The organism is Phenylobacterium sp. (assembly GCF_025934275.1).
Taxonomy (GTDB): Bacteria; Pseudomonadota; Alphaproteobacteria; order Caulobacterales; family Caulobacteraceae; genus Phenylobacterium.
This window is the reverse complement of sequence record NZ_JAICYI010000043.1, coordinates 19,327-30,738: the sequence shown is the minus strand read 5'-3', so window position 1 is coordinate 30,738 and position 11,412 is coordinate 19,327. Positions and strand designations below refer to the sequence as shown.

At 71.2% G+C, this 11,412-nt stretch carries 15 protein-coding genes and 1 tRNA gene; 4 read left to right on the top strand and 12 right to left on the bottom strand.

Annotation, left to right across the window (positions count from 1 at the left end; translation table 11 throughout):
- Both Q0W60_RS11955 and tig read right to left on the bottom strand, forming a co-directional pair.
- On the bottom strand, positions 1-1,142 hold a 1,142-nt coding region (locus Q0W60_RS11955), incomplete at its 3' end, for an NF038122 family metalloprotease (RefSeq protein ID WP_297695856.1).
- 112 nt (positions 1,143-1,254) lie between these two features.
- Positions 1,255-2,613 carry a trigger factor gene (gene tig / locus Q0W60_RS11950; protein WP_297695854.1) on the bottom strand — a complete coding sequence of 453 codons (1,359 nt, stop codon included), beginning with the start codon at positions 2,611-2,613 and terminating at the stop codon, positions 1,255-1,257.
- Positions 2,614-2,808: 195 nt separating this feature from the next.
- Here tig and Q0W60_RS11945 point away from each other — a divergent pair.
- Together Q0W60_RS11945 and Q0W60_RS11940 are read left to right on the top strand one after the other, a co-directional pair.
- Positions 2,809-2,893 (top strand) — tRNA-Leu (locus tag Q0W60_RS11945).
- Positions 2,894-2,950: 57 nt separating this feature from the next.
- Positions 2,951-4,171, top strand: coding sequence for a glycosyltransferase (locus Q0W60_RS11940; RefSeq protein ID WP_297695852.1), 1,221 nt, complete (start codon positions 2,951-2,953; stop codon positions 4,169-4,171).
- Here the strand turns inward: Q0W60_RS11940 and Q0W60_RS11935 are convergent.
- Positions 4,168-4,533 carry a peptidase inhibitor I78 gene (locus Q0W60_RS11935; RefSeq protein ID WP_297695851.1) on the bottom strand — a complete coding sequence of 122 codons (366 nt, stop codon included), beginning with the start codon at positions 4,531-4,533 and terminating at the stop codon, positions 4,168-4,170. The two genes, Q0W60_RS11940 and Q0W60_RS11935, sit on opposite strands and share 4 nt — an antisense overlap.
- A complete protein-coding gene (locus Q0W60_RS11930; RefSeq protein ID WP_297695850.1) occupies positions 4,530-4,988 on the bottom strand; it encodes a DNA polymerase III subunit chi in 459 nt (152 codons plus the stop codon). Before Q0W60_RS11930 ends, Q0W60_RS11935 begins: the two co-directional genes overlap by 4 nt.
- 174 nt (positions 4,989-5,162) lie before the next feature.
- On the opposite strand from Q0W60_RS11930, the gene Q0W60_RS11925 reads away from it, so the two are divergent.
- Entirely contained in the window at positions 5,163-5,381 is a 219-nt protein-coding gene (locus Q0W60_RS11925) for a hypothetical protein (RefSeq protein ID WP_297695848.1), read from the top strand.
- A gap of 215 nt (positions 5,382-5,596) precedes the next feature.
- On the opposite strand, the gene Q0W60_RS11920 is transcribed toward Q0W60_RS11925, so the two are convergent.
- The 5 genes from Q0W60_RS11920 to Q0W60_RS11900 all read right to left on the bottom strand — a co-directional run bounded on the left by Q0W60_RS11920 (position 5,597) and on the right by Q0W60_RS11900 (position 7,556).
- Positions 5,597-5,728, bottom strand: a complete 132-nt coding sequence (locus Q0W60_RS11920; protein ID WP_297695846.1) for a hypothetical protein — start codon at positions 5,726-5,728, stop codon at positions 5,597-5,599.
- 81 nt (positions 5,729-5,809) lie between these two features.
- Positions 5,810-6,043 (bottom strand): hypothetical protein, encoded by a 234-nt coding sequence (locus tag Q0W60_RS11915; RefSeq protein WP_297695844.1) that lies wholly within the window; start codon positions 6,041-6,043, stop codon positions 5,810-5,812.
- Positions 6,044-6,158: 115 nt separating this feature from the next.
- Positions 6,159-6,521 (bottom strand): hypothetical protein, encoded by a 363-nt coding sequence (locus tag Q0W60_RS11910; RefSeq protein ID WP_297695842.1) that lies wholly within the window; start codon positions 6,519-6,521, stop codon positions 6,159-6,161.
- Complete coding sequence (locus tag Q0W60_RS11905) at positions 6,518-6,916, bottom strand: hypothetical protein (protein ID WP_297695840.1); 399 nt, start codon at positions 6,914-6,916, stop codon at positions 6,518-6,520. The genes Q0W60_RS11910 and Q0W60_RS11905 overlap by 4 nt, the downstream gene beginning before the upstream one ends.
- Positions 6,917-7,172: 256 nt before the next feature.
- Positions 7,173-7,556: a DUF805 domain-containing protein gene (locus tag Q0W60_RS11900; protein ID WP_297695838.1), complete on the bottom strand. Its 384-nt coding sequence runs from the start codon at positions 7,554-7,556 to the stop codon at positions 7,173-7,175.
- 331 nt (positions 7,557-7,887) lie between these two features.
- Here Q0W60_RS11900 and Q0W60_RS11895 point away from each other — a divergent pair, with 331 nt between their 5' ends.
- Positions 7,888-8,307 (top strand): MAPEG family protein, encoded by a 420-nt coding sequence (locus Q0W60_RS11895; protein ID WP_297695836.1) that lies wholly within the window; start codon positions 7,888-7,890, stop codon positions 8,305-8,307.
- On the opposite strand, the gene Q0W60_RS11890 is transcribed toward Q0W60_RS11895, so the two are convergent.
- The 3 genes from Q0W60_RS11890 to Q0W60_RS11880 all read right to left on the bottom strand — a co-directional run bounded on the left by Q0W60_RS11890 (position 8,304) and on the right by Q0W60_RS11880 (position 11,365).
- A complete protein-coding gene (locus Q0W60_RS11890) occupies positions 8,304-9,155 on the bottom strand; it encodes an SMP-30/gluconolactonase/LRE family protein (RefSeq protein ID WP_297695834.1) in 852 nt (283 codons plus the stop codon). The two genes, Q0W60_RS11895 and Q0W60_RS11890, sit on opposite strands and share 4 nt — an antisense overlap.
- A 63-nt stretch (positions 9,156-9,218) precedes the next feature.
- The gene (locus Q0W60_RS11885) at positions 9,219-9,902 is read right to left on the bottom strand and encodes a hypothetical protein (RefSeq protein WP_297695832.1); all 684 of its coding nucleotides are present in this window, start codon (positions 9,900-9,902) and stop codon (positions 9,219-9,221) included.
- An 11-nt stretch (positions 9,903-9,913) separates the two neighbouring features.
- Positions 9,914-11,365: a leucyl aminopeptidase gene (locus tag Q0W60_RS11880; protein ID WP_297695830.1), complete on the bottom strand. Its 1,452-nt coding sequence runs from the start codon at positions 11,363-11,365 to the stop codon at positions 9,914-9,916.
- Positions 11,366-11,412 lie beyond the last annotated feature (47 nt).

Below are 11,412 nucleotides of genomic sequence, written 5' to 3'. Positions count from 1 at the left end.
TCGCCGCCGGAGCCGGCGTGCAGGGTGTCGTTCCCGAGGTTGCCGTAGAGGATGTTCTGGCTGGCGTGCGCGGTGATCAGGTCGTCGCCCTGGCCGCCCACCAGCCAGTCGCCGCCGCCCGCGCCCCCGTCGATCGTGTCGTCGCCCTTGTTGCCGTTGATGTCGTCGAAGCCGGAGCCGCCCTGGATGGAGTCGTTCCCGTCGTCGCCACGCAGGTAGTCGCCGCCCGCCCAGCCCGTGACGGTGTCGTCACCGGGCCCGGCATGGATCTCCGTCGCCCCGGCGCGCGCCGTCAGGTTGTCGTCGCCGGCGGTCGCGCCGCCGGCGCCGCTCGAAGCCGCGGCGGTGTTCGGCGTCCAGCCCAGCACGTCGAGCACCTGCAGGTCGGTGGCCGACATCGAGCCGGGATCGGCAGGCCCGCCGGCCCCGAAGGCGTCGCCGGCCGTGAAGTCCCAGTCCCCGAGGTCCTGGCCGTCGTCGACGCCGCTGGCGTTCACCGCGTTGTGGAAGACGAAGTTGCTGAGATGCGCGCCGTCGACGCCGAAGAAGGTGGTGAGCCCGTCCCGTCCGCCGGTGTAGTCGCGCGCTCCGGCGGCGGTGAAGCGGAACAGGTCGAGCGGCGCCCAGCGGGTGTCCTGGATGCCGAGGCTCTCGATCCGACCGAAGGCGCCCTCCGAGATCTCGTGCTCGATCGCCCCGACGGCGTCCTGCCCGAAGCTCCAGGGAAGGTTGCTATTCAGCGTGACCGAGACGTCGGCGGCGTTGGTGAGGCTGCTCAGGCCGAGCAGGCGGGCTTCCGGCGTCGCGACCTCGAAGCCCACGCCCATCGAGGGATCGAACGCCGGCAGGCCGTTCACCGCCAGGAAGTCGTCGGCTGTCGTCGCGTGCGCCCTGAGCGCGCCCACCAGGGCGTCGTAGCCGGTGCGGATGGTGAAGAACGAATTGTGCGCCGCCGTGCCCGCGGCCAGCGGCGCGAGGTCGAAATTCGCCGTGATGGTGACGGGATCGCTGAAGTGCGACTGGAAGAAATTCTCGGCGCTGATCACCGCGCTGCGGAAGGCGTCGGTGACGTTCGCCGAGTAGGAGTTGACGAAGACGAGGCCGCTGCCCGCGAGGGTTACGGTCTCACTGGCGAGCGGCATCTGTCGCGACCCTGGCTTGCGTCCCGCCTGCCACATTGGCCCGCAATTGTGGCCAAATTGTCAACAACCTCCACAGCTTAGCTGCGATCCTTCAGCGCGCCCCGCGGCCGGTTCAGCCGCCGTAGCCGGCGGGCAGCTCCTCCTCCTTCAGCAGATCGTCCTTGGACACCTTCTTGTCCTTCACCTTCGCGTTCTCGACGATCAGGTCCACGACCTTGTCCTCGAAGATCGGCGCCCGCAGCTGCGCCTGGGCGTTGGGATTGTTGCGCAACAGGTCGAACACCTGCTGCGCCTGGGCGCCGTAGCGCAGCGCCTCCTGGCGCATGGCGTTGGCGAGCTCCGCTTCGGTGACGGCCACGTTGTTGCGGCGGCCGATCTCGGCCAGCACCAGCCCGAGCCGCACGCGCCGCTCGGCGATCTTGCGGTACTCGGCCTGCAGTTCGGCGTCGCTCTTGCCGGCGTCATCCTCCGGCAGCTGGCCGGATTCCTTGTCCTGCTGCACCTGCTGCCAGATCGAGGCGAACTCGGCCTCCACCATCTTGGGCGGCAGCGGGAAATCGTGCTTCTCGTCGAGCTGGTCCAGGAGCGCACGCTTGAGCTTGAAGCGGGTGGCGCTGGCGTACTGCTGCTCGAGGTTGGTCGTGATCAGCTCGCGAAGCTTCTCGAGGCTCTCGACCCCGAGCCGCTCGGCGAGCGCCGCGTCGGCCTTGGCCTCGACCGGGGCCTTGACCTCCTTCACAGTCACCTCGAATTCGGCGTCTTTGCCCCTCAGCGTCTCGACCTGGTAGGTTTCCGGGAAGGTGACCTTGACGGTCAGCTCGCTCTCCGGCTTGGCCCCCACGAGTTGCGTTTCGAAGCCCGGGATAAACTGGCCGGAGCCCAGCACCAGCTCCACGTCGCTGGCCGTGCCGCCCTCGAACGCCACCCCGCCGACCCGGCCCACGAAGTCGATGACGACCATGTCGCCGTCCTTGGCCTTCACGGCCTTGCCGGTCCGCGGCACATAGGTGCGGTTCTGCTTGGCGAGCTCGTCCAGCGCCTCGTCCACTTCCTTGTCGGTGGGCTCGTAGACCGGACGCGTCAGGCTGAGCTTGGCCGGATCGACCGGCTCGAACTCCGGCATCACGTCGACGGCGATCTCATAGGCGAGGTCGGCGCGTCCCTCGATGACCTCGGCGAGGTCGGTCTCCGGCTTCAGGTCCGGCTCGCCGGCGGGCCGCACCTTGCTGTCCTCCAGCACCTTCTGCGTGCTCTCCGAGAGGGTCTGCTCGACCACCTCGCTCATCAGCGCCTTGCCATAGAGCCGGCGGACGTGCGCTGTCGGCACCTTGCCCGGCCGGAAGCCCTTGATGCGCAGCGTCGGGGTGATCTCGGCGATCCGCGCCTCCAGCCGGTCGGTCAGATCCTGCGCCGGGACCGTCACGCCCCACACGCGGCTCAGGCCTTCGCCGGATTTTTCAACGACTTGCATGGACATTCTCGGGATTCCGGCGCCCTCCGCGGAGGGCCGCGCAGGGTCGTGCTGATGAAAGGACAAGCGCCGTCAAAGGTCCAGTCCGGCGCGAGCGCGCCTTATGTCACGCAGGCCTGCGGGCTCCAAGCGCAAAGCCCGCAACGCCCTGCCGGGCTTGACGCCGCCGCCCGCGCCCGCGATGGCAGGCGCCAGGCGGATGTGGCGGAACTGGCAGACGCACTGGATTTAGGTTCCAGCGCCGCAAGGCGTGGAGGTTCGAGTCCTCTCATCCGCACCACGCCGTGGCCGGCGCCGCGGGGGTGACAGCCGCGCCGGGCGCGGGCAGAAGACGCGCATGGCGGGCAATGTGCTCTTCATCCACAACAACTTCCCGGGCCAGTTCGGCGACCTCGCGACGGCGCTCATGGAGAGGGGCGTGCGCTGCGTCGCGTTCGGCCAGAAGCACGCGCCCGGCGTGCCGGGCGTGGCCATGCTGCGCTACTCGCCCCCGCGCGGCAGCACCGAGGGGATCTACACCTTGGCCGTCCGGCCGGAGTCCGACCTGATCCGCGCCGAGCTTACCTACCACGCCGCGCGCCGGGCCGTGGAGTCCGGCTTCGTTCCCGACGTCATCATCGGCCACACCGGCTGGGGCGAGACCCTGTTCCTCGACGAGGTCTATCCGGACGCGCGGCAGGTGCTGTTCCCGGAGTTCTATTACCGGGCGGATCTGGACGTCGGTTTCGACCCGGAGTTCCCGTTGCCGGACGAGCTCGCGTTCCTGCGGCTGAAGGCGAAGAATCTGACCATGAACCTGGCGATGAGCGAGGCCGACGCCATCGTCTGTCCGACCGAGTTCCAGGCCTCGACGTTGCCGGCGATTTTCCAGCCGAAGACGCGGGTCATCCACGAGGGCGTCGACGTCGCCGCCATCAAACCCGGCCCAGCCGAGCCCTTCGCGCTCGACGACGGAGGGGTCATCGCGCCGGGAACGCCGGTCATCACCCATGTGAACCGCAACCTGGAGGCCCTGCGCGGCCTGCACATCTTCGCCCGCGCCCTGCCCCGCGTCCTGGCCGAGGTTCCCGACGCCCAGGTGCTCGTGATCGGCCGAGACGTCCAGAAGGGCTACGCCGGGTCTCCCCCCGACGGCCTCACCTGGCGTGAGTACTGCACCGGCGGCCTGGATCTCGATCCGGAGCGCGTCCACTTCCTGGGTTCGATCCCGCACGCGCGCATGCAGGCGGCGCTTCGGCTGTCGGCCGCACACGTCTACTACACCTATCCCTTCGTGCTCTCCTGGTCGGTGATCGAGGCGATGGCGCTCGGCTGCTATGTGATCGCCTCCGACACCGCGCCGCTGCACGACGCCATCGAGGACGGGGTGAATGGCAGGCTGCTGCCGTTCTTCGACGTCGCCGCCCTCTCCGATGCCCTGATCGCCGCCTGCCGGGAGCCCGACGCCGCAAGGCCGCTGCGCGCCGCCGCCCGCGCCACGGCGGTGGAGAAGTTCGACGCCGCCCAGGGCCGCGCCGCCTGGTTCGCCCTGCTGCGCGAATTGGGACTCCCGATCTAGCCGCAGCGGATCTGCTTGATGAGCCCGGTCTGGGCGTCGAAGAAGAAGTTCAGCCGCCCCGGCTGGTAGTCCTGGGTGATCGGACAGGTGGTGCAGGCGACGCGTTGCCGCTCCGGATGGATCGGCACCGGGATCTCGCTGCGCGGATGGCCGATCAGGTTCTGCACCTCGGAGGCGCCGCACGCGTCGCGGGGCGGCGCGGGGGGCGGCGGGACCGGCAGCGGCGACGGAGCCGGCGCGGGCGGCGGCGCGACTTGCGCTGCGGGCGCCGCAGGCGGCGCCGGCGCGAGGTCCTCCGGCGCGATCGAGCAGGCGGCGAGCAGAAGCAGGAGCCACGCTGCGGCCGCCACGCCCCGGCTCATGCCTGCTTCTCCCACCCGCGGGCCTGCTGCTTCCAGTAGGCGACCGGCAGACCCTGCCCCTTCAGCCGGCTCCAGAGCGCCCGTGCGGCCGCCAGCTGGCCCTCGTCGGCGCCGTCGAACAGCACCAGGCAGCGGGCGAAGTCGGAGAGCTCGCCCGGTTCTGCGCCATCAAGCAGGAAGAGGGCCTCGGCGCGATTTGGATTGTCGAAGCCGGTGGAGAGCAGCACGGGCTGGCGGGCCGCGTCCGGTTCGCCCGCCGCCGCGTGCGGCAGGAAGCTGTCGTCGCGGTACGACCAGAGCCAGCCGTCGAGATGCTCGATGCGCCCCGGCTCGGCGCTGCGCACCAGCGCCTTCCAGCCGCGCTGCAGGGTCTTCTCCAGCAGTTCGGGGAGCGCCTGGTCGAGCCCCGTCCGCTCCAGGTGATAGAACCAGACGTCGCATGCGCCCTCGGCCATGCCGCCCTTGTAGCCCACTCCCTCGGGCTCGGCACGCGCCGCGCGATCCGGCCGCGATTCCGGGGGACGCCACCTCATTTCGGATGTAGGCTTTTTCGCATCGTCGGCAGAGGCAACGGGCGGCCGGCGACTGAGATGCGCCCGCGTGCGCTCCCGCCTGATCGGAGGGCCGAAATGTCGGCCAAGATCGAACGGTTTCCGGGAGTTCCCGCACCGCGTCCTGAGGTGAATCCAAGCCGTGGGGAGAGCGCCGCCCTGCGGTATGTCAGCCGGGCCCAGGAAGCCTTCCAGCTCATCGCCATGGCGGGCACCGACCTGGAGCGCAGCGCGTATTGCGAGATCGCCGAAGCCTGGCTCGATCTCGCCGAAGCCGCCCTGCCGATCCGCGCCTGATCGCCTTTTCAGGGCGCTGAGCCGGCCTGCAACTCGCGCGCGCTGGCGAGCCGGTCCGGGGCTCGCCTAGACCTCGCACGTGGGCTGGACGCCGATTCCCCCGCGCGATTACCTGCTGGGCATGCTCGCCGGCATGGCGCTGGGCGCGGCGATCGCCGGCGCCGCCATCTGGGCGGCGATCCTCACCGCCTGACGCCCGTGCAGCCTCTTGAGGCTCAGTCGTCGGCCGGCGGGCGCTTGCGCCCCGCCCGCCGCTCGGGCGCGGGGCCGCGGTGCAACTCGTTGCGGATCACCGCGCGCCGCAGCTGGGCCACCAGACGGGCCAGTTCGTCTTGACCGTTCTGCATGCCGACGGAACGTTGAAATGCGGTCTTCGATCCGGCGGATTCCCTGCGGTTCTCCGGGTGCGGCTTCGGCCACAGCCAAGGTCAGGCCGTCTCGGAGTTGAGCGAGACGGCGAGCGCCAGCACCCGACGGCTGCATTCGTCCGTCAACTCCACCCGCAGGCGTCCGGTGTCCCAGAGCTCGCGCGGCTGTTCCTTGAGAAGCTCCGCCAGGATGCGAGTCGCCTCCGTCCGCGCCGCCTCGACGTCCGGCAGTTCGGTCCCCTCTTCGTCCGGGTACCGCCGCCCATCCTCGGTGTGGAAGTAGAACCTCGGCATGGCCCTAAGAACTGCGCGAAACCGACTGCGTTCCCCCGAATCGCTACGCAGATCGAGCAACCATGGCTAGGCTTTTCAATCGGCTAGCGGATCAGGTTGCGGCGTCGCCTTAGCATCACGGCACCGAGGGACGCGCGGCCTGACGACATTTGCGCACCACCTCCTCCAGCTTCGCAAGCCGCTCGTCGCGCAGGATCCGGCCGGCGGCGAGAAGCTGGTAGCGGTCCGCGGCCCCGCCGGCCGCGCGCAGCGCCTGGTCGCTGTCGGGATAGGCGGGCGGCGCCCCGAGCTCGTCCGGCACGCACTTGATCGGGACCGGGACCGGCACGCGCACGCGGACCACCTTCTCGGCGGCGGGCGCTCTCGGCGGCGGAGGCGGCGGGGACGCCAGCCTCGTGGGCCGCATGGGCCAGTCGCCGCAGCCGCTGACGGCCAACCCGACCGCCAGGCTCGCGGCGATCGCGCGTCTGCGGCTCATTTCCGATCCAGGGCTTTCATCACCGCCTGGTCGGCGCTCTCCATGCGTGCGCAGAGATCGATGCCGGCCGGCGGGCGCGCGACCAGTTCGGCGGCGAGCTCTCGCCGCCCGGTCGGGCCCCGCACGGCCCCCGGACCGACCTCGCCGAGCGCCGGGCGCGCGGCCGCGGCCTGGTCGCCGTAGCTCCTGGGCGCCGCGCCACAGCTGACCAGCTCCCCTTGCAACGCGGAGGCGTCCCGGGTCGCGAGCGCCGCGATGCGGGCCTTGAGGAAGCGCTCCTCCTCGTGCGCCTTCACCAGGCTGCCGGCCAGCGCTCCGGCCAGGGCGATCGCCGCCAGCGACGCGATGGGCCCCGCCGCCGGGCGGGTGATCAGGCGGGAAACTCCCCGCAGCATGGTTGCCTCCCTCGATGCCCGGAACTCAGTCGAACTCAGCCGTTTGGCGTCAATGCGGCGTAATCGCCAAAAACCCCCTTTGGCCTTGAGTAATCCACATGAGTTTGCCCCCTGAACGACGAGGCCCCGTCGCGCTTGCGGCGCGGCGGGGCCCTGCTGCGGCGTCTCGGACGAATCCTGGCCGCTGCAGTTCCTCAACCCGCAGCGCAGAGTCCCGTTCCGGAGGCGGGTTGCCGCGCCATCCGCGGCTGCACGTTCACGCGGCGGCCGCGCCGCCTTGCTCCCCGGGCGGGGGCCCGAAGCGATTCCGGCCGGCCTCGCCGTCCGCCGCGCCCAGCCAGACACCGCAGGCGATCAGCAGCAGCGCGCCCAGATAGGCGATCGGACCCACCATCAGCGGCCCGACCATCGCCGCAGCCATCAGCGCGCCGGCGTCGAACGCCAGCAGCCCCGCGGCCCACCAACCGCTGCGGCCGAGGTCGTGCAGTCGCCCCACCGCCGCGCCGAGCCACAGAAGGCCGGCGGCCAGGCCCGTCTGCAGCTTCAGGACGAGGGCGGCGCTCGCGCAGACCAGCGCCGCGGCAGCCAGAATGGCCCAGTACTGGCGCCGGCCGAGGCGCCCGTTCAGTATGCCGCGCATTCAGCTCCTCCAGTCCGAGCGCTCGGTAGTTCCCCCGCGCTCTCTGCAACCTCCTGTAGAGAAACTTCGGTTTCCACCGCGTGCACGAGCATGATGAACGACGCCGCCGCGGCGTGCGCGACCCCCAGGCGGAACCTTGGCCTTTGGCGCTCGTTGATCAAGCGCGGCTTTAGCGTCCTGGGGAAGGACGCGCCTCATCGGGGCCGCTGGTTGCGCTGCAAGGCCCCGGGCCCTCCGGGGCCTTGTTCGTTGTGGCGCGGCCGCGGGCCGAGCAGAGGCGTATGCTGCGCCGCGGGCGATTCGACGCCCGGCGGTTCCAACGGGGGAATCCATGACTATCACCACGGGCGCCGTCCTGAGCGGCGCCGTCACGGTCGTCGCCTTGCTCGTCACCTTCTGGATGGGCCTGCGCGTCGGGCTGCTGCGGCACCGCCACGGCATCGAGGCGCCGGCGGTCAGCGGCCATCCGGACTTCGAGCGCGCCTACCGGGTGCAGATGAACACCATGGAGCAGCTGGTGCTGTTCCTGCCGCTCCTGTGGCTCTCCACCCTGTTCCTGCGCAGCTTCACCTGGGCGCCCGCGGCCGTGGGCCTGGTCTGGATCGCCGGCCGGCTGGTCTATTCCAGCGGCTACATGGCCGCGCCGGAACGCCGCGGCACGGGTTTCCAGATCGGCATGCTGGCGAGCCTCGCCCTGTTGATCCTGACCCTCGTCGGCCTGGCGCAGGCCTGGGGCGTGCGGGGCAGCTAAGGGATCGCCACGCGGGCCGGCGGCAGCGGCACGCCCGGGGTCTCCACCCGAAGGCGGAACACCGTCCCGCTGGTTTCGTTCGGGGCGCCGTCGGAGCCGGTGACCACATAAAGCTCCTGCAGGTCGTCGCCGCCGAAGCACAGGCTGGTGACCATCGGCAGCGGAACGGGGAGGTCCCGCCGGTGGCTCCCGTCCGGCTCGAACACCGCCACCCGGCCGCGCCGCGCATCGGCGACCCACACCGAACCGTCGGCGGCGACCTTCAGTCCGTCCGGAACGCCGCCCGCCTCGAACCGGGCGAAGGCGCGCCATTCGCCCACCGAGCCGTCTCCGGCCACGTCGTAGACCCGCACCAGCGAGGATCTGGAATCCGAGTGGTAGAGCCGCCGCCCGTCCGGCGAGAACCCCAGTCCGTTGGTGAGCATGACCCCGCCGGACAGCGTCTGCACGGTCCCGTCCAGCTCGATCCGATGCAGCGCGCCCGGCTGCGGTTCCTCCCCGCCGAACACCCGGAAGGCCAGGGAGCCGACGTAGATCCGCCCCGCTGCGTCGGTGGTCAGGTCGTTGAAGCCGGTGCAGCCGGGGATCGCCGCCTGGGTCAGGATCGGCTTTGGCAGCGCGCCGGAGAAGTCGACGTAGGCCACGTCGCGGCCGCCGACGATCAGCCCGCCCGCGGCGTGCAGGGCGATGCCGCCGATCCCGCGCCGGCGCGGCACGGCGAGCGAGACCTCGCCGGCCCGGTCCAGGAGGTGCACGCCGCCGTTCGGCACGTCGCTGAAGTAAAGTCCCCTTTGCGGATCCCAGACGGGACCCTCGATCAGGCCGAAGCCCGAAGCGACCTCCTGCATGCGCCCTCCTCCATGGTCTCCGACGTTGTCATCGACACCGAACACCCAAACAGCCAGACGAGGCTAGCCGCCCAGCCGCTCGGCCAGGCTCTCAAGGGCGGCGGCCACCGGCGCCGGCCGGGTGAGCGGCGCCAGGTGATCGAGCGGCAGGCGGATCACCGGCCAGCCAAGCCGGGTCGCCGCCTCCGCCTCGTCCTCGTAGGCGCCGCTGAGCTTGAGATAGGCCGCCGGCGATGTGAGCGACCGGTCCGGCGCGGCCTCCTCGAAATAGCCGGTGGGCACAGGCGCGACCTCGGAAAGCAGCCCTGCGCGGAGATCCGCATCCGGCACGAGCCGCTCAATCGCGCCGGGCGGCCACCAGGCATCCCACGGGGGCAGCCAGCCCTCCCGGCCAGCGAGACGGAGCTGCTGGCTCAGCTCGGGCGGGGCGGTGTCGAACCAGCTCCGGCCGGGATGCGGCAGGATGGCGTCGGCGAAGATCGCGCCGCGGAGCGCCGGCAGCCGCGCCGCCAGCGCGGGGACCAGCGCGCCCGCCCCGCTGTGGGCGACGAGGATCGGCGCCTCGTCGGCCTCCAGTTGCTCCGCCAGGCCGTCCGCCAGGCCCGGGTAGAAGCCGCCGCTGAGATTTGCCAGGGCCGGCCAGGCGGGTGTCTCCGCCGCATGCCCCCTGCCGCGCAGCGCCTCGCCGGTCGGCCGCCAGCTGGCCGGGCCGAGCAGCGGGCTGTGAAGCAGGAGGAAGCGCGCCACGCGCCGGCGCCTCAGGCCTCGTAGCGGTCGGCGACCATGCGGTTCAGCAGCCGCACCCCGAAGCCGGTGGCGCCCTCCGGTATGGTCGGCACGCTCGACGGCTTCTTCCAGGCGACCGAGGCGATGTCGAGGTGCGCCCAGGGCAGGCCGTTGACGAACTTCTGGATGAACAACGCCGCCGTAATCGAGCCGCCCGGCCGGCCGCCGGTGTTCTTGACGTCTGCGATCATGGAATCGATCTGCCGGTTGTACGGATCCGGCAGCGGCATGCGCCACAGCGGCTCGCCCTCCGCCCCCGAGGCCGCCAGCAGGGCGCCCGACAGCTCGTCGTTATTGGAGAACAGGCCAGCGTAGTCGTGGCCCAGCGCGACGATGATCGCCCCGGTGAGCGTCGCCAGGTCGACCATGAACCGTGGCTTGAAGCGGTCCTGGCAATACCAGACGGCGTCCGCCAGCACGAGCCGGCCCTCGGCGTCGGTGTTGATCACCTCGATGGTCTGGCCCGACATCGAGGTCACCACGTCGCCCGGGCGCTGGGCCCCGCCATCGGGCATGTTCTCCACCAGGCCCAGGATGCCGACTGCATTGACCTTCGCCTTGCGGCCGGCGAGCACGTGCATGAGCCCGGTGACGGCGCCCGCCCCGCCCATGTCCCACTTCATGTCCTCCATGTTCTCGGCCGGCTTGATCGAGATGCCGCCGCTGTCGAAGCAGACGCCCTTGCCGATGAAGGCGAGCGGCTGCGCCTTCGGGTCCGCGGCGCCGTTCCAGCGGATGATCACCAGCTGGCTCTCGCGCGCGCTGCCCTGCCCCACGCCGAGCAGCGAGCCCATGCCCAGCGCCTGCATCGCCTGCTCGCCGAGGATCTCGACCTCCAGGCCGAGGCTCTCCAGCTCCTTCACGCGCCGGGCGAACTCCACCGGATAGAGGACGTTGGCCGGCTCGGAGACCAGGTCGCGGGTGAAGGCCACCGCATCGGCCAGCGCCGCCAGCGGCGGAAAGGCCGCCAGCGCCGCGTCCGCATCGCCGCCCGCCACCTGGGCAAGCACGATCGTGGGCTTCTTCTCGGGCGGCTCCTTGGTGCGGTACTTGTCGAACCGGTAGCTCGCCAGCCGCACGCCGAGCGCGGCGCGGGCGGCGAGCTGCGGGTCGGCGCTCGGCAGCTCCGCCCGCAGCGCCTCGAGCCCGGAGGCCTTCACGGCGTGGAAGGCGGCGGCCGCCGCATGCTCGGCGCCGATCGCGTCGAACGCCTCGGCCTTGCCGGCGCCGACCAGCACCAGCCGCTGCGCCTCGGTCCCTTCAGGCGCCAGGACATCCAGGGTCTGGCCCTTGGCGCCGGTGAAGCGGCTGGCTCCCGCCGCGCGCGCCAGCTGGCCGTCCAGCCCCGCGCCCTCGAACACGATCCGGGCGAGCGCGCTCTTCGGCGGCAGAGCGGCGTCGGCCGCGACGAACTGGATTTCCATCAGGTGTCTTCCGGGTTTGTTGAGCTGCGTCAGCCCGCCCCCGACGG

Excerpts from the sequence above, each read along its gene's own strand:
- Q0W60_RS11910 (WP_297695842.1), bottom strand. The coding sequence starts at position 6,521 with ATGAGCCGCAGACGCGCGATCGCCGCGAGCCTGGCGGTCGGGTTGGCC.
- Q0W60_RS11895 (WP_297695836.1), top strand. The coding sequence starts at position 7,888 with ATGACTATCACCACGGGCGCCGTCCTGAGCGGCGCCGTCACGGTCGTC.
- Q0W60_RS11880 (WP_297695830.1), bottom strand. The coding sequence starts at position 11,365 with ATGGAAATCCAGTTCGTCGCGGCCGACGCCGCTCTGCCGCCGAAGAGC.
- Q0W60_RS11925 (WP_297695848.1), top strand. The coding sequence starts at position 5,163 with ATGTCGGCCAAGATCGAACGGTTTCCGGGAGTTCCCGCACCGCGTCCT.
- Q0W60_RS11920 (WP_297695846.1), bottom strand. The coding sequence starts at position 5,728 with ATGCAGAACGGTCAAGACGAACTGGCCCGTCTGGTGGCCCAGCTGCGG.
- Q0W60_RS11940 (WP_297695852.1), top strand. The coding sequence starts at position 2,951 with ATGGCGGGCAATGTGCTCTTCATCCACAACAACTTCCCGGGCCAGTTC.
- Q0W60_RS11930 (WP_297695850.1), bottom strand. The coding sequence starts at position 4,988 with ATGGCCGAGGGCGCATGCGACGTCTGGTTCTATCACCTGGAGCGGACG.
- Q0W60_RS11915 (WP_297695844.1), bottom strand. The coding sequence starts at position 6,043 with ATGCCGAGGTTCTACTTCCACACCGAGGATGGGCGGCGGTACCCGGAC.
- Q0W60_RS11935 (WP_297695851.1), bottom strand. The coding sequence starts at position 4,533 with ATGAGCCGGGGCGTGGCGGCCGCAGCGTGGCTCCTGCTTCTGCTCGCC.
- Q0W60_RS11900 (WP_297695838.1), bottom strand. The coding sequence starts at position 7,556 with ATGCGCGGCATACTGAACGGGCGCCTCGGCCGGCGCCAGTACTGGGCC.
- Q0W60_RS11890 (WP_297695834.1), bottom strand. The coding sequence starts at position 9,155 with ATGCAGGAGGTCGCTTCGGGCTTCGGCCTGATCGAGGGTCCCGTCTGG.
- Q0W60_RS11905 (WP_297695840.1), bottom strand. The coding sequence starts at position 6,916 with ATGCTGCGGGGAGTTTCCCGCCTGATCACCCGCCCGGCGGCGGGGCCC.
- tig (WP_297695854.1), bottom strand. The coding sequence starts at position 2,613 with ATGCAAGTCGTTGAAAAATCCGGCGAAGGCCTGAGCCGCGTGTGGGGC.